12 protein-coding genes and 1 pseudogene are annotated in these 17,156 nt (G+C 55.5%); 5 read left to right on the top strand and 8 right to left on the bottom strand.

What is annotated here, in order from left to right:
- Positions 1-7: 7 nt before the first annotated feature.
- The gene (rlmD, locus tag J9880_RS10840) at positions 8-1,378 is read right to left on the bottom strand and encodes a 23S rRNA (uracil(1939)-C(5))-methyltransferase RlmD (RefSeq protein WP_232769310.1); all 1,371 of its coding nucleotides are present in this window, start codon (positions 1,376-1,378) and stop codon (positions 8-10) included.
- A 63-nt stretch (positions 1,379-1,441) separates the two neighbouring features.
- On the opposite strand from rlmD, the gene barA reads away from it, so the two are divergent.
- Positions 1,442-4,192 (top strand): two-component sensor histidine kinase BarA, encoded by a 2,751-nt coding sequence (barA, locus tag J9880_RS10835; RefSeq protein WP_232769309.1) that lies wholly within the window; start codon positions 1,442-1,444, stop codon positions 4,190-4,192.
- 60 nt (positions 4,193-4,252) lie between these two features.
- Here the strand turns inward: barA and J9880_RS10830 are convergent, their stop codons facing one another.
- From J9880_RS10830 to J9880_RS10810, 5 genes and pseudogenes are all read right to left on the bottom strand, one after another.
- Positions 4,253-5,560 (bottom strand): amino acid deaminase, encoded by a 1,308-nt coding sequence (locus tag J9880_RS10830; protein WP_232769308.1) that lies wholly within the window; start codon positions 5,558-5,560, stop codon positions 4,253-4,255.
- Between the two features lie 116 nt (positions 5,561-5,676).
- Positions 5,677-6,816 carry a glycerate kinase gene (locus J9880_RS10825; protein WP_095923529.1) on the bottom strand — a complete coding sequence of 380 codons (1,140 nt, stop codon included), beginning with the start codon at positions 6,814-6,816 and terminating at the stop codon, positions 5,677-5,679.
- 120 nt (positions 6,817-6,936) lie between these two features.
- A pseudogene (garR, locus tag J9880_RS10820) lies at positions 6,937-7,833 on the bottom strand (2-hydroxy-3-oxopropionate reductase); the annotation flags it as partial.
- Between the two features lie 24 nt (positions 7,834-7,857).
- Positions 7,858-8,628 (bottom strand): 2-dehydro-3-deoxyglucarate aldolase, encoded by a 771-nt coding sequence (gene garL / locus J9880_RS10815; RefSeq protein WP_095923531.1) that lies wholly within the window; start codon positions 8,626-8,628, stop codon positions 7,858-7,860.
- 63 nt (positions 8,629-8,691) lie between these two features.
- A complete protein-coding gene (locus J9880_RS10810) occupies positions 8,692-10,038 on the bottom strand; it encodes an MFS transporter (RefSeq protein WP_095923532.1) in 1,347 nt (448 codons plus the stop codon).
- Between the two features lie 550 nt (positions 10,039-10,588).
- Between J9880_RS10810 and garD the strand changes: the two genes are divergently transcribed.
- Entirely contained in the window at positions 10,589-12,160 is a 1,572-nt protein-coding gene (gene garD / locus J9880_RS10805; protein WP_095923533.1) for a galactarate dehydratase, read from the top strand.
- A 71-nt stretch (positions 12,161-12,231) separates the two neighbouring features.
- On the opposite strand, the gene exbD is transcribed toward garD, so the two are convergent.
- Positions 12,232-12,666 (bottom strand): TonB system transport protein ExbD, encoded by a 435-nt coding sequence (gene exbD, locus J9880_RS10800; RefSeq protein ID WP_232769306.1) that lies wholly within the window; start codon positions 12,664-12,666, stop codon positions 12,232-12,234.
- A 9-nt stretch (positions 12,667-12,675) separates the two neighbouring features.
- Positions 12,676-13,605, bottom strand: a complete 930-nt coding sequence (gene exbB, locus J9880_RS10795) for a tol-pal system-associated acyl-CoA thioesterase (protein WP_229921253.1) — start codon at positions 13,603-13,605, stop codon at positions 12,676-12,678.
- Between the two features lie 525 nt (positions 13,606-14,130).
- On the opposite strand from exbB, the gene J9880_RS10790 reads away from it, so the two are divergent.
- Genes J9880_RS10790 through J9880_RS10780 form a run of 3 tightly spaced genes read left to right on the top strand, consistent with a single transcriptional unit; the run spans position 14,131 to position 16,982 of the window.
- Positions 14,131-15,108 carry a TRAP transporter substrate-binding protein gene (locus tag J9880_RS10790; RefSeq protein WP_095923536.1) on the top strand — a complete coding sequence of 326 codons (978 nt, stop codon included), beginning with the start codon at positions 14,131-14,133 and terminating at the stop codon, positions 15,106-15,108.
- 56 nt (positions 15,109-15,164) lie between these two features.
- Positions 15,165-15,677, top strand: coding sequence for a TRAP transporter small permease (locus J9880_RS10785; protein WP_095923537.1), 513 nt, complete (start codon positions 15,165-15,167; stop codon positions 15,675-15,677).
- A gap of 12 nt (positions 15,678-15,689) precedes the next feature.
- Positions 15,690-16,982 (top strand): TRAP transporter large permease, encoded by a 1,293-nt coding sequence (locus J9880_RS10780; protein WP_232769305.1) that lies wholly within the window; start codon positions 15,690-15,692, stop codon positions 16,980-16,982.
- The last annotated feature ends 174 nt before the right edge of the window (positions 16,983-17,156 follow it).

Below are 17,156 nucleotides of genomic sequence, written 5' to 3'. Positions count from 1 at the left end.
CCTCTCCCTACGTTTCTGACACAACGCCTGTGTCAGACGGGTTGATAAACAGAGCCATCGATTCAAGGTGCCCGGTGTGCGGGAACATATCCAGCATACGTACCTGAGCCAAACGATAACCCGCCTCCAACAAAATTTTACTGTCCCGCGCTAAGGTTGTGGGGTTGCATGAGACATACACCACACGCGCCGGGGCAAGTTTAACGATATGCGCCATCACGCCAGCAGCGCCGCCCCGGGCCGGATCCAGCAAGATTTTATTGAAACCTTGCGCCGCCCAGGGTTGTTTACTGACGTCGTCCTCCAGATTCTCATGGTAGAAGGACACATTATCTAATCCATTATTGCGGGCATTATCTTGCCCATTCGCCACCAGTGTAGCAACACCTTCGACGCCGACAACCTGCTTAGCTCTTTTTGCCAGCGGCAGGGTGAAATTCCCCATTCCGCAGAACAGATCCAGCACGCGATCTTCCGGCGTCAGTTCCAGCCATTCCAGCGCCTGCGCCACCATTTGCTGGTTAACGGCGTCGTTGACCTGAATAAAGTCGCGCGGACCAAATTTCAGATTCAGTCCCTCTATCTGATAATAAGGGGTTTCGCCGCACAAAGGCTCCAGCGTCTCGCTGTCAGGGGCCAGGTAAATCGTTAACTGATGTTGCGCCGCAAACGCCGTCAGACGCGCCCGGTCGGCCTCGCTGAGCGGATCCAGATGGCGCAGCACCAGCAGCGGACCGTTATCCGCCAGCACCAGTTCCAGATGCCCGAGGCGCTTCACCGCAGACAGGGAGGACAGGCATTTCTGCACCGGCACCAGCAGTTGCTCCAGCTCAGGTCGCAGTACCGGACAGCGGGTAATCGCCACCAGATCGTTCGAGCCTTCCTGACGGAATCCCATCACCAGCGGACCGTTCGCCGTCCCGGTTTTACGCCCCGGTTTAACGCCCGCGATTTGCAGCCCCAGACGCGCGCGACGGCGATAGCCATATTGCGGCCCGGCAATCACCGGCTGAGGATCCGCCTGCACGCCGGTTTCGCGCGAAATCAGTCGTAATAATGCCGCCGATTTACTGCGCTGTTGCAGAGCCTCGCTGGCGTGTTGCTGCTGACATCCGCCGCAGGTGGAATAATGCGGACACGCCGGTTTGACGCGATCGTCGCTGGTGGTCAGCAAACGTTTCAGACGGCCTTTGGCGTACTTGCTTTTATCTTCTGTTAAAGTGACGTCTGCCTGTTCGCCGGGCAGTAAGCCACTGACAAATACGGCTTTGCCGTTATGGCGCGCCACGCCCTGCCCGAAAGCATCCAGGTCGGTGGCGGTCACAGTTATCGTTTGCCGGGTCGTCACGCGACGGTTCGGAGAGTAGAATTGAGCCATTATTGTCGATTACACGCTGGTTTATTAAGCTTACTTTAGTCAATTCTCCCACATTGGAACCTCATGACCAAATATAGCCTTCGCGCACGGATGATGATCCTGATTCTGGCACCGACATTAATGATCGGTTTGCTGCTCAGCACCTTCTTTGTGGTGCACCGCTACAACGAGTTGCAGAATCAGCTGACAGAAGCCGGAGCCAGTATTATCGAGCCTCTGGCGGTCGCGAGCGAATATGGCATGACGTTCCGTGAACGCGAACCGGTGAAACGGCTGATCAGCCGCCTGCACCGCAATCACTCTGACATTGTGCGCAGCATCAGCGTCTTTGATGGCGACAATAAACTGTTCGCCAGTTCCACCAGCCAGCATGACGGCAGTCCGTTGCAGGTCAAACGTGTCGAAGACATTCCCCGTGAGCTGACTAAAATCCGTTCCGGTGATGTATTAATCCTGCGCACGCCGATCCAGGCCGAAAACCATACAGAAGCGGATGATGAAACGTTCAGTGCATCGCCGGACAACAGGCTGGGGTATATCGCCATCGAGCTGGATTTACGCTCGGTCAAACTGGCGCAATATCAGGAAGCCTTTGTTTCCACTATGCTGTTGTTGCTGTGTCTGGGGATTGCCACCTTGTTCGCTTACCGCCTGATGCGCGACGTGACGGGGCCAATCCGCAATATGGTCAATACTGTTGACCGCATCCGTCGCGGGCAGCTCGACAGCCGTGTGGAAGGCAATATGCCGGGCGAACTGAGCATGTTGAAAAACGGCATCAACTCAATGGCGATGTCGCTGACGGCCTATCACGAAGAAGTGCAGCAGAATATCGATCAGGCCACCTCAGACCTGCGCGAAACGCTGGAGCAGATGGAAATCCAGAACGTTGAACTGGATCTGGCGAAAAAACGCGCGCAGGAAGCAGCACGTATCAAGTCTGAATTCCTGGCGAACATGTCCCACGAGCTGCGTACGCCGCTCAATGGTGTGATTGGCTTTACCCGCCAGACGCTGAAAACCCCGCTGTCGCCGACGCAGGCCGACTATCTGCAAACCATTGAACGTTCCGCCAATCATCTGCTAACCATCATTAACGACGTGCTGGACTTCTCCAAGCTGGAAGCGGGCAAACTGGTGCTGGAACATATTCCGTTCTCGCTGCGTGAAATGCTCGATGAAGTGGTGATCCTGCTGGCGCATACCGCGCATGACAAGGGTCTGGAACTGACGCTGAACGTCCACAACAACGTGCCGGAAAACGTGTTAGGCGATCCGATGCGTATGCAGCAAGTTGTCACTAACTTGCTGGGAAATGCGATTAAGTTCACCGAAGCGGGCAATATCGATATCAATGTCGAACTGCGTTCGCAGAACAACTTGCAGGTCGAACTGGAAGTGCAGATCCACGATACCGGCATCGGTATTTCTGAGCGCCAGCAGTCGCAGTTGTTCCAGGCGTTCCGTCAGGCAGACGCCAGCATTTCACGCCGTCATGGCGGCACCGGTCTGGGACTGGTGATCACCCAGCGTCTGGTGAAGGAAATGGGCGGCGACATCAGCTTCTACAGCCAGATTAACCGCGGCTCCACCTTCTGGTTCCACGTCACGCTGGAGCTGAATGAAAACCGCCACGTCACGCCGGTGTCCATGAGCCATCTGGAAGGCAAGCGACTGGCGTATGTCGAAGCGAACCCGGCGGCGGCGAAAGCCACGATGGAAATCCTGCAGGCCACCCCGCTGGATGTCACTCACCGCACCACGCTGGCCGCGCTGCCAGACCCGTGGTACGACATCATGCTGTGCAGCATTCCGGTAAAACCGGATCAGATCCTCTCCGAGTACGACGGTAAATTGCAGAAAGTGCTGGGCATGACGCGGCACCTGCTGCTGGCGCTGCCGAGTCAGTTCCAGGTGGATGCCGAAGAGCTGAAAAAACGCGGCGTGCAGGCCTGTCTGATTAAACCGATGTCGAGCATCCGTCTGCTGCCGTTGTTATTACAGGAACAACAGGCGTACGTCCGGGTGATCGGCAATAACGACGACAAAACCTCGCGCCTGCCGCTGACCGCCATGGCGGTGGATGACAACCCGGCTAACCTCAAACTGATTGGTGCCTTGCTGGAAGAGCTGGTGGAAACCACCGTGCTGTGTCACAGCGGCGAGGAAGCCATCGAGGTCGCCCGTCACACCGATCTCGACATTATCCTGATGGATATTCAGATGCCGGATATCGACGGCATCCGCGCCAGCGAAATCATTCATCAGATGGCGCGTCATGCCAAAACGCCGGTGGTGGCGGTCACCGCCCACTCACTGAGCGGCGAGCGCGAACAGTTACTGAAACTGGGCATGGATGATTATCTGTCAAAACCGATTGATGAAAGCATGCTGAAAAATGTGCTGTCACGACATCATCAGCACCAGACGCAACTGGATTCGCCGTTACAGGGCAGCGAGGCGCTCGCGCCAATCAGTACGCTCGACTGGCAACTGGCGCTGAGTCAGTCGGCCAATAAAGTCGCACTGGCGCAGGATTTACTGCAAATGCTGGTGGAATTCCTGCCGCAGGTGGCGGAGCGGGTGGAAGCGGTCACGCGCGGCGAGCCGGATGACGATATTCTGGCGCTGATCCACAAACTTCATGGCAGTTGCAGCTACAGTGGCGTGCCGCGCCTGAAACAGCTGTGTTTCTACATCGAGCAGCAGTTGCGTCAGGGTGTCAACGCCGACACGCTGGAACCTGAATGGTTTGAGTTACTCGATGAAATCGACAACGTGAAACGGGCGGCCGTGGCTTATTTACCAAGGTGATCCCTGACGGGGGTCATACCAAAAGAGTAACGCCCGGTATCCGCCGGGCGTTTTTTTCTGTCAGAACCAGGTCGTCACTGCACCGGTCACATCCCACTGTTCATTCACCAGCAACAACTGCCGCCATTTGTCGAACGTCAGGCACGGATGGCAAATATCAAACACCAGCATGTCGCCGACTTGCAGATCCGCCTCTTCCGGAATCGACATAAACGCATGCTGATCCATCATCGAGAACACTTTCCAGTCTTCCGGCGCGGGCACCACGGTGGTGTAGCCCGCCTGTGTCGCACTGCGCGGACGAAAATGTCCGGCGGCTTTCGGGTATCCGGCGTCATAACCGGCATCGCGTTTGCCGAAGGCAATGATCGCCCTGCCCGGCTCCGGCAACGACTGCACCGCCGCCCACACCTGCAACGCCGGCTGTAAGCTGCTGTTCATTTCCCGTGCCACCGGATTGCAGGTTTGCATCCGCTCCAGCGCCGCCTGATACGCACCCACGTCATGCGTGACGTAACACCCTGAGCGCAAAATGATATCCAGCACGTAGCGTTTTTCCGGGTCGAGATGGGTTTCTTCCCGCGCCAGTTCCTCGGCCACCACATCAAACCAGGCGGAACCGGCACCGGTTAATATCACCCGTGGCTCGGCAAACTCCCGTGCCTGCGCCAGCGCTTCGGTGCGCGCCATCACATGACGCAGGAAACGGCGGATCACCGCTTCATCGTTACTCACGCCTTCATACAGCTCGACGCCGACCAGCGCCAGTGACTGCGGCCAGCGTTTCACTGCGGCCAGCACATCGGCTTCCTGCTGGTCCGTACGAATGCCGGTACGCCCGCCCGCCATGCCGTATTCAAACATCACGCGCAGTTTCAGTTGCTGGCTGGCGAAGTAATGGCCGAGCGCATCGGCGTTCTCAGCGGAATCCACGATACAGGTGAAATCAAACGTCGGGTCTTCGCGCAGCAGCCCGGCAATGATCGCCATATTGCCTTTGCCGATCAGCTGATTCGCCATGATCACTTTACGCACGCCATGCGCAAACGCGGCGTTGACCTGCGGCGCGGTAGCCAGCGTAATGCCCCATGCGCCGAATTCCAGCTGCATCTGATACAGCTCGGGGCTCATGGTGGTTTTGCCGTGCGGGGCCAGTTTCAGCTGATACCGCTGGATAAACTCACGCATCCAGGAAAGATTGTGTTCGATTCGCTCTTCGAGCAGCACGGCAACCGGCAGGCTCACGTCTTCACGCAGAATATTCCAGCCCTGTTCACGGATATCGCCCATGCGCGCACCGGCGCTCAGCGGCCCCAGCCCTTTGGTGTGTGTGTTAACCGGTTGCTGTGAAAAATCTGTCTCTGACATACGGGGATTCTCATTGGCGAAGGTCTTTAAAACCTAACGTAAAACCGCCACAAATAAAATACAAAAACCGGCGCAGGCTGGGCCTGAACACCGGTTTTTTATCCTGACTGCTGTGGTTAAAGTTTTTGCGATAACTTAATGGTCGCGGCAATATTTCGTGCTGATTTACGCAGGTTGTCCGCAGCGTTTTTCAGGGCATCGTCCAGCGTACAAATGCTGTAAAGCACACTGAAAACGGCGTCCAGACCGTGGTCGTAAACGACATCAACATCTTTTGTCAGACTGCCTGCAATGCCAATCACCGGCTTGTTGTAACGCTTGGCCACCCGCGCCACACCAATCGGCACTTTGCCGTTGATGCTCTGGCTGTCAATCCGCCCTTCACCGGTGATCACCAGCGTCGCGTCTTTCACCAGTGCATCCAGCCCCAGCGCGTCGGTGACAATCTCAATCCCCTGACGCAGTTCAGCATGACAGAAGCCGTAAAGCGCCGCGCCCATGCCACCGGCCGCACCGGCGCCGGGAACATTCTCCACGTCAATGCCCAGATCCTGTTTGATCACCCGGGCGTAATGATGCAGATACCCGTCAAGCTGTTCGATCATCTCCGGCGTTGCGCCTTTTTGCGGGCCGAAGATGGCAGACGCGCCGTCCTTACCGGTCAGCGGATTTGTCACGTCACAGGCCACTTCAAAACGGCATTTTTTGATCCTCGGATCCAGCCCGCTGATATCAATGTGATGCAGTTTTTCCAGTTCGCCGCCACCCTGACCAATCGACTCGCCTTGTTTGGTCAGCAGTTTCGCGCCCAGTGCCTGCATCATGCCTGCGCCGCCATCGTTGGTGGCGCTGCCGCCAATCCCGATGATGCAGTGTTTCACGCCATGATCGAGGGCCGAATGGATCAGCTCACCCGTGCCGTAGGACGTGGTTTTCAGCGGATTACGTTGCGCCACCGGGACGCTTTCCAGTCCGCTGGCCGCCGCCATCTCGATGAACGCGATTTTCTCATCGCCGGAAAGCCCGAAGAAAGCCTCCAGCGGCGTGCCCAGCGGGCCGGTGACGTTCACCTTCACCACACGTCCGCCGGTCGCCGCCACCATCGCTTCAACCGTGCCTTCGCCGCCATCGGCAACCGGCAGCTTGACGTACTCCGCCTCGGGGAAAATCTCACGGAAACCACTTTCGATGGCTTTTGCCACATCCAAAGCAGACAAACTTTCTTTGTATGAATCCGGTGCGATCACTATTTTCATAAAGTCATTACCTTCATAAACTGCACGCGCCGATGTGGAAAAGCGTCCTGTCAGTTTTGCATCCTGCCTGAAGGGCAACGCGAAACGAGTCTCAACTCAGGGCCACGTTGCCGCCGCAGACTAACGGGTAACTTCAACCTTCGCTAAGGTTTCATAATAGCGTGCAATGGCGCTATGGTCAGATTGCCCGTGACCATCCGCTTTCAGAGCCTGCATCATTTCCATGACCAGCGAGGTCAGAGGCAGTTGTGCACCGACGCCGTGTGAGGTGTCCAGCGCGTTCGCTAAGTCTTTGATGTGCAGATCAATACGGAAGCCCGGTTTGAAATTGCGATCCATCACCATTGGCGCTTTCGCTTCCAGTACGGTGCTGCCCGCCAGACCGCCGCGAATAGCCTGGAAAACTAAATCAGGATCGACGCCTGCTTTGGTCGCCAGCACCAGCGCTTCTGACATCGCGGCAATGTTCAGCGCCACAATGACCTGATTCGCCAGTTTGGTGACGTTGCCTGCGCCGATATCACCGGTATGCACCACCGAACCCGCCATGGATTTCATGATTTCATAGCATTTATCGAACACCGCTTTGTCGCCGCCGACCATCACTGACATGGTGCCGTCGATGGCTTTCGGTTCGCCGCCGGAAACCGGCGCATCGAGCATGGCGATTTGTTTAGCGGCCAGCGCTTCGCTGATTTCACGGCTTGCCAGCGGAGCAATGGAACTCATGTCGATGAAAATGGTGCCCGGACGCGCACCTTCGATCATGCCGTTTTCGCCCAGCGCCACCTCTTTCACCTGCGGCGAGTTCGGCAACATAGTGATGATCACGTCAGAGACGGCGGCTACCGCTTTTGGCGTGTCTGCGGCGGTCGCGCCGAGTTTTACAATTTCGCCCACGGTATCCAGATTGCGGTCCATCACCACCAGCTCGTAACCTGCTTTCAGCAGATTTTTGCTCATAGGCTTGCCCATGATGCCTAAACCAATAAAGCCAATTTTCATTCGGGTATCCTCTTTATATTGATGTTTGAGAGCGGATCACTGGGTGAAGCGATCGCACAGCGCCTGAGTCCCGGCGCGGAAAACGCCTAAATCACTGCCGACCGCCACGAAGGTCGCGCCCCATTCCAGATAACGGCGCGCATCGGCTTCCACCGGTGCCAGAATGCCGCTGGCTTTGCCGTGTGCTTTTGCACGCGCGAAGATGTGACGGATGGCGGCCTGCACGTCAGGGTGCCCGGCGTTGCCGAGATGCCCCATGCCCGCAGCCAGATCGCTCGGGCCAACAAAAATGCCGTCGATGCCGTCAACGGCAGCAATCGCATCCAGATTATCGACGCCCTGCTGGCTTTCGATTTGCACCATCACCGCGATGTTGTCGTTAATGCTGTTGAAGTAATCCGGCACGGTGCCGAACATGTTGCTGCGATGCGAAACGGAGACACCACGGATGCCTGCTGGCGGATAGCGCGTTGATGCCACGGCCAGTTCAGCCTGTTGCTGCGTTTCGACAAACGGGATCAGGAAGTTGTAGAAACCGATATCCAGCAGACGCTTAATCACCACCGGATCATTGAATTGCGGACGAACGACCGGCGCGCTGCGGCTGCCTTTCAGCGCCATCAGTTGCGGCACAAACGTCGTGACATCATTCGGCGCATGTTCGCCATCGAGCAGCAGCCAGTCAAAACCCGCCACGCCCAGCACTTCAGTGGTAATCGGGCTGCACAATGCTGACCAGCAACCAATCAGGGTTTTCCCTTGCAACAAATCCTGGCGAAAACGGTTGGGAATCATTTGATTACTCATATCTGATATCTGACCTCATCAAAGGGGGCAGAGCCGGAAGCCCGGAATGCCCCGCATCACAATTTACTGTTTCTTAAGTTCCAGACGTTTGATATCGCCGACCACCAGCAGATAGCAAAGCATCGCCATCAGTGCTGAACAGCCAACAAAAATTAATGCCATGTTGAATGAATGCAGGCCTTTCACCATGTAGCCGATCACCAGTGGCGTGACGATAGAAGCCACGTTGCCGAACACGTTGAAAATGCCGCCGCACAGGCCGATGACTTCTTTCGGCGCGGTATCGGCAATCACCGGCCAGCCCAGCGCCCCGAAGCCTTTACCGAAGAACGCCAGCGCCATCAGGGTCACCACCAGGGCGTTGTTGTCGGTGTAGTTACACAAGATGATGCTGGTGGCTAACAACATGCCCAGCACGATAGGAATTTTACGTGCCACGGTCAGCGAGTAACCGCGTCGGATCAGGTAATCTGAGAACACGCCGCCCAGTACGCCACCGGCAAAACCACACAGTGCCGGGATAGCCGCAATCATCCCGACTTTAAGAATAGACATGCCCTTTTCCTGAACCAGATAAATCGGGAACCAGGTCAGGAAGAACCACGTAATACTGTTGATGAAATACTGCCCGAAGAAGATCCCCAGCATCATGCGGCTGCTCAACATCTGGCGAACGTAACTCCATTTCGGGCCACTTTTCGCCGTGTCCGTTTTCTTGTGGTCGATATCAACCACCGCGCCGCCGTCTTTCAGGAATTCCAGTTCGCTTTTGGAGATATTCGGATGCTCCGGCGGGTTATGGATGAATTTGATCCACACCAGCGTCAGCACAAAGCCAATCACGCCCATGACGATAAAGACATGTTCCCAGCCCCAGGCGTAGGTCAGCCAGCCGAGCAACGGTGAGAACAGCGCCAGCGAGAAATACTGCGCGGAGTTAAATATTGCCGAAGCCGTGCCGCGCTCCGTGGTCGGAAACCAGGCCGCCACGATACGGGCGTTGGCAGGGAAAGAAGGCGCTTCAGAGAAGCCGAGCATAAAGCGCAGCATAAACAGCGTCAAAGCGCCGTATGCCAGCGGGAACCAGCCGACAAAGCCCTGTAACAGGGTGAACAGCGACCAGAAGAACAGACTGTAGGTGTACACTTTTTTGGAACCAAACCGGTCCAGTAACCAGCCGCCGGGCAGCTGCATAATCAGATAAGCCCAGCCGAACGCGGCAAAAATTTGTCCCATGTCGGCAGCATCCAGGCCCAGCTCACGCGCGACCTCGGTACCAGCGATAGAAAGCGTTGCACGGTCGGCGTAATTCACCGCCGTGATGAGAAAGATAATCAGCAAAATATAGTAACGGATATGGGTCCGCACCTTACTTTGCGCGATTGCCCGTGACTCGGATTGAATGTTCATGGTGACCCTCATTGTCATAATACGAAACTTTTTCAGGGAACTTACCGCTGGCGAAATAACGTTGTTTTATTCACCTGTGGTTATTCACCGTTCAGTTCCTTTATACGAAGCAGGCAATTAACACTCTGTTTATGATTGCCTGAAATTTACCTGTATTACTTTTAACGTCACCTTCAGAGGGCCAATACAGTATAAAAAAGAGGTCCCGAAATAACACTGTGCATTCGCCCAAGAATCGTCCCACGGATGAGGACTATTCTTTTGCATCCACACATCGCTGTGGGAGGAGAATCACAGATTGTGCGGTGGCGATAACCGCGTAAATCAAAGGGTGATTTGCATCACATTTATTCTGTCACCTGCCACACAGAATGACGTTCATCAGGCAAAAAGCTGGTCAGTTGCACAATGAGGTTCCTGGAAGACTGCCTTATAATGGACGCCATACCCTGTATCACCAGAGCATGTTTGACAAGAGCATTATTGAGCGTCAACTTCAGAGAATTAACCGGAATTTTTTCCGGGATGTTTAATAAACGCGGAGACAGTTATGTCACGTAATAAAGATAAAGAACACGCCACCGAAGCTCTTTTTATTAAAGTGCATGAAAGCGATAACGTGGCCATTATTGTGAATGACAACGGCTTAAAAGCCGGCACCCGATTTGCCAATGGTCTGGAATTAATTGAGCATATTCCGCAAGGCCATAAAGTCGCTTTAGATCCAATTGCCAAAGGCGGCGATATTATTCGTTATGGTGAAGTGATTGGTTATGCCGTAAGGGATATCGCGCAGGGCGGCTGGATTGACGAATCGCTGGTGGAATTACCGGTTGCGCCTGAGCTGAACAGCCTGCCGCTGGCGACCCGCGTACCGCCAGAATTACCCCCGCTGGAAGGTTATACCTTCGAAGGTTACCGCAATGCCGACGGCAGCGTCGGCACTAAAAATCTGCTGGGGATCACCACCAGCGTGCACTGTGTGGCGGGCGTGGTGGATTACGTGGTGAAAATCATTGAACGTGATTTACTGCCCAAATTCCCCAATGTCGATGGCGTCGTGGCGCTGAATCACCTGTACGGCTGCGGTGTGGCGATTAACGCCCCGGCGGCGATCGTGCCGATCCGCACCATCCACAATCTGGCGCTGAACCCGAACTTTGGCGGCGAGGTGATGGTGGTCGGCCTGGGTTGTGAGAAATTACAACCGGAGCGCCTGCTGGAAGGCACGCCGGATGTGCAGGCGATTTCGCTCGATGACACGCACATTGTGCGTTTGCAGGATGAGCAGCATGTCGGCTTCCAGTCGATGGTGGACGATATCCTGACCGTCGCACAATTCCATCTTGAGCGCCTGAACCGTCGCCAGCGCGAAACCTGCCCGGCTTCCGATCTGGTGGTCGGTACGCAGTGTGGCGGCAGCGATGCCTTCTCCGGCGTCACGGCCAATCCGGCAGTCGGTTACGCCTCTGATTTGCTGGTGCGCTGCGGTGCCACCGTGATGTTCTCTGAAGTGACGGAAGTCCGCGATGCCATCCATCTGCTGACCCCGCGCGCCGCGGATGTCGAAGTGGGCAAACGTCTGCTGGAAGAAATGGCCTGGTACGATGATTATCTGTCGATGGGACAAACCGACCGCAGCGCCAATCCGTCGCCGGGCAACAAAAAAGGCGGTCTGGCTAACGTGGTTGAAAAGGCACTGGGTTCGATTGCCAAATCCGGCACCAGCGCGATTTCCGAAGTGTTGTCTCCGGGCCAGCGCCCGACGAAAAAAGGGCTGATTTACGCCGCCACGCCTGCCAGCGATTTTGTCTGCGGAACCCAGCAACTGGCTTCCGGGATCACCGTACAGGTATTCACCACCGGTCGCGGCACGCCGTACGGCCTGCTGGCAGTACCGGTGATTAAAATGGCGACCCGCACCACGCTGGCAAACCGCTGGCACGATCTGATGGACATCAACGCCGGGACGATTGCAACCGGGGATGCGACCATCGAGGATGTGGGCTGGGAGTTGTTCCACTTCATTCTGGACATCGCCAGCGGCCGCAAGAAAACCTGGTCAGACACATGGGGCATCCACAATGCGCTGGCGGTGTTTAACCCGGCACCGGTGACCTGAGTGACCGTTTTGCCGATAAACGAAAGGCCAGCATTGCTGGCCTTTTTGGTATTTCGGATTTGAGGGAGAACTTACTGCGCCGCAGCGGCACCGGTTTGTTCTGCACCAACCAGCCCAACTTTCAGGTAACCGGCTTTCCGCAGGTTATCCATCACGCTCATCAGCGTTTCGTAGTCGACACTCTTATCCGCGCGGAAGAAAATCGTACTCTGTTTATTGCCCTGAGTACGCTGATCCAGCATGGCGGTCAGGCTGCTGCTGTTGACCGGCGTATCGCCGAGGAACAGTTGCTTGTCCGCTTTCACCGACAGGAAGATCGGTTTCTCCGGACGCGGCTGCTGTTTCGCCGTCGAAGCCGGTAAATCCACCCGCACATCCACAGTAGCCAGCGGTGCCGCCACCATGAAGATGATCAGCAACACCAGCATGACGTCGATAAAAGGCGTGACGTTGATGTCATGCATTTCACCGCTTTCGTCGATATCGTCGTTTAACCGAATAGCCATAATCTGTTCTTACCCTACGCGTAACTGACCTGTCTGACCGCGTGGCGCATCGCCTTCGCTGGCAGCCAGATCCAAATCACGGCCCTGTAACAGGATAATCTGCGCCGCCACATCGCCTACCTGATGACGGTAAGAAGTAATGGTACGGGCGAAAATGTTGTAGATCACCACCGCAGGGATGGCTGCCACCAGACCTACTGCCGTCGCCAGCAAGGCTTCGGCGATACCCGGTGCCACAACCGCCAGGTTAGTGGTTTGTGTCTGGGCGATACCGATGAAGCTGTTCATGATGCCCCATACCGTACCGAACAGACCGACGAATGGCGAGATGGCCCCGATGGTCGCCAGAATACCGTTGCCACGTCCCATGTAACGGCCTGCGGCGCTGACGCGACGCTCAAGGCGGAAACCGGTACGTTCTTTAATGCCGTTGTTGTCGGTCGAACCGGCAGACAATTCAAGTTCGTTCTGCGCATCGCGGATCATCTGGGCGCTGATGCTGCTGGCGGCGAAGCTTTCAGCCTGCTCAGCGGCTTCGTCCAGCGTGCGGACGGAAGACAGCGCATCAAACTCGCGGCGCATGCGGCGTTTGCCGGTGAACACTTCTGCACCTTTACTGAACAACAATGCCCAGGTGACGACAGAGGCCAGCAGCAAACCGATCATCACCGTTTTCACCACCACATCAGCGTGATGGTACATGCCCAACACAGACAAATCGGTAGGGATCACTGGGGTCGCTTCCGTCGGAGCAGGTTGCATCACCGGGGCTGGGGTGGCATCGGCTGTCGCCGGAGCCGGAGTCTCTGCCGCCGGGGCCGGTTGCGTTGCCGCAGACGTGACCGCTTGTGCTGCCGGCGTCGCAGGTGCCGCCATCGCGTTGCCGCTTAAGCCAGCAACCAACATTAACGACATCAGTAATGAGGTCGCCTCTTTCATCTTATTGCGAGCCGTTTTCACGCGTCGCCTCCAGCCAGAATCAGTGTGTAGAAGGAATGAATAACGCCGAATGATATCAAAGAAAAAGCCCTAATTGATAGTCGTTCTCATTATTATTTACATTGTGCAACCTGAAGGCCGGTGTGTCGTTGACGGATGACAAGGTTTTTCCTGATTGAACACGGCGTGAACAATTTAATCCCCGTCACACTTTTCTAAAAAATATGGCGGTAAATCAATCAGCTAATCCCAATTACTAAAGTTAAAACAACATTTTAAATAAAAAGTAACACCATTTTACATCTGTTATAAGTTTGTGATAATGCTCAAATACCGCGCAGATATAAATAGGATAAAGTGCAGTTCACAGGCGGAGACCCTACAAAGGCATGTCTGTTATCCATTTCATTTAAAAGGTTAATTCGCCCGATATAACTACATGCACCCGATGCCCTGCGCATCAGCACGGTTCATTTTTTGGTGTCATTTTTCCGTTCCCTTACCGAGTACCCTGGAGACAAACTGATGAAAATGCAAAAAGCACTTCTCAGCCTTTGCCTGAGTTCCGCGACCCTTTTATTCACCCATGGCCTGTCGGCGCAGACACTGAAAGCCGCGGATGTCCATCCGCAAGGTTATCCGAATGTGGTCGCCGTTCAGCACATGGGCGAAAAACTGCAAAAACAAACTGACGGAAGACTGGAAATCAAAACCTTCCCCGGCGGCGTGCTGGGTGATGAAAAACAGGAAATTGAACAGGCGCAGCTCGGTGCGCTGGACATCATCCGTGTCTCGATGACGCCAGTGGCGTCGATTTTGCCGGAAATTAACGTCTTCACCCTGCCCTATATTTTCCGCGATGAAGACCACATGCACAAAGTGTTGGACGGTCAGATCGGTAAAGAAATCGGCGACAAAATTACTAACAACCCGAATTCCCGTCTGGTGTTCCTCGGCTGGATGGATGGCGGCACGCGTAACCTGATCACCAAACAGCCGGTGGTGAAACCGGAAGATCTGCACGGCATGAAAATCCGTGTGCAGGGCAGCCCGATCGCCCTGGCGACGCTGAAAGCCATGGGCGCAAACCCGGTGGCGATGGGCGTCAGTGAAGTGTTCAGCGGCATGCAGACCGGGGTTATCGACGGCACCGAAAACAATCCGCCAACCTTCGTCGCCCATAACTATCTGCCGGTGGTGAAAAACTACACCTACAGCCGTCACTTCATCATTCCTGAGCTGTTCCTGTACTCAAAAGTGAAATGGGACAAGCTGAAACCGGAAGACCAGCAACTGATCCTCAAACTGGCAAAAGAAGCGCAGGACGAGCAGCGCGAACTGTGGAAAGCCTATAACGAGAAAGCCCTCGCCACCATGAAAGCGGGCGGCGTGAAATTCTATGAAATCGACCCGGCGACTTACGTCAAAGCCACGCAATCCGTGCGCGATGAATTCGGCAAAGACCATCAGGAACTGATGCAGCAAATCGCTGACGTCAAATAACGCCTGATACCGGCAGCCTGCGGGCTGCCTCTTTTTGATCTTTCGCCGGGGGATTTATGGTTTCGAGTTATCACACCCTGATGGACATTCTTTACCGCTGCGCGATGTGGCTGGCCGGGATCGCTCTGCTGCTGATGGTGGCGGTGATCCCGATCGGCATTTTTGCCCGCTACGTCATGAACAGCGCCCTGTCGTGGCCGGAACCGATCGCGATCATGTGTATGGTGACGTTCACCTTTATCGGCGCTGCCGTCAGTTACCGCGCCGGGTCGCACATTGTCGTCGCCATGGTTACCGACCGTCTGCCGCCTGCGCTGAAAAAATTCTCCGCCCTGCTGGCTGACCTGATGATGCTGGCGATCAGCGTGTTTATTTTCTGGTACAGCCTGCAATTGTGCAGCGAGCTCTGGCAACAGCCGGTGGCGGAATTCCCGCTGCTGACCGCCGGACAAACCTATCTGCCGCTGCCTGTAGGTTCTGCGCTGACGCTGTTATTCATCATCGAGCAGATCATTGCCGGCCCGCAACATCAGCGGCCTGTGGTGATACTGGGCAATTCTGACGCCTGACCGGAGCCTGTTATGGATGCATTAATCTTGTTGTTAACACTGGCGGTGATGCTGGCGATTGGCGTGCCGGTCGCCTATGCCGTCGGGCTGAGTGCGCTGGCAGGAGCCTGGTGGATTGATTTGCCGTTTGAAGCGCTGATGATCCAGCTGACCAACGGCGTGAACAAATTTTCACTGCTGGCGATCCCGTTCTTTATTCTGGCGGGTGCCATCATGGCCGAAGGAGGGATCGCCCGCCGGCTGGTCAGTTTTGCCTACATCTTTGTCGGGTTTATCCGCGGCGGCCTGTCGCTGGTGAATATCGTGGCCTCCACCTTTTTTGGCGCGATTTCCGGATCCTCGGTGGCCGACACGGCGTCGATCGGTTCGGTGATGATCCCGGAAATGGAGAAAAAAGGTTACCCGCGTGACTTTGCTGCGGCAGTCACCGCCAGCGGCTCGGTACAGGCGATCCTCACACCGCCCAGCCATAACTCGGTCATTTATTCGCTGGCAACCGGCGGCACGGTGTCGATCGCCGCGCTGTTCATCGCCGGTATTCTGCCCGGCCTGCTGCTCAGCCTGACGCTGATGGTGATGTGTGTGATGTTCGCGCACAAACGCGGATACCCGAAAGGTGAACGCGTGCCGTTCCGCCAGGCGCTGAAGATTTTCATCGACACGCTGTGGGGGCTGATGACCGTCGTCATCATCATGGGCGGTATTCTCAGCGGAATATTTACCGCCACGGAATCGGCGGCGATTGCCTGTCTGTGGTCATTCTTCGTCACCATGTTTATCTACCGCGATTACAAATGGAGCGAGCTGCCGAAACTGATGTACCGCACGGTGAAAACCGTCAGTATCGTGATGATTCTGATCGGCTTTGCCGCCAGCTTTGGCGCGGTGATGACCTACATGCAGTTGCCGATGCGCATCACGGAATTCTTCACCTCGATCTCGGACAACAAGTACGTGATCCTCATGTGGATCAACATCATGTTGCTGATGATCGGCACGCTGATGGACATGGCGCCGATCATTCTGATCCTGACGCCGGTGCTGCTGCCGGTGGTGTTGTCGCTGGGCATCGATCCGGTGCATTTCGGCATGATCATGCTGGTGAATCTGGGGATCGGCCTGATCACGCCGCCGGTCGGCTCGGTGCTGTTTGTCGCCAGTGCGGTGAGTAAACAGAGCATCGAAAATGTCGTCAAAGCCATGATGCCGTTTTACTGCGTGCTGTTCGTGGTGCTGATGCTGGTGACGTATATCCCGACGATTTCACTGTTCCTGCCCAAACTGTTCGGCGTCTACACCGGCTGACACCGGTAAAGCATTTCTCCCTTGCCCGTCGTCAGGACGGGCTTTTTTTTGGCCGGGCTGCTGAAATTTTCTCATCCACCGGCCAAAAGCCTGATCCCTGAAATTCATCATGTTAAGTTAATGACATATCAGCGGATGCCAGAGCGTGCCGCGCCACATAACAGGATGAAATAC

It is taken from the genome of Rahnella victoriana (assembly GCF_021276285.1).
Classification (GTDB): domain Bacteria; phylum Pseudomonadota; class Gammaproteobacteria; order Enterobacterales; family Enterobacteriaceae; genus Rahnella; species Rahnella victoriana.
Note: the sequence above shows the minus strand (reverse complement) of the source record. Positions and strands in the feature narration are given on the sequence as shown.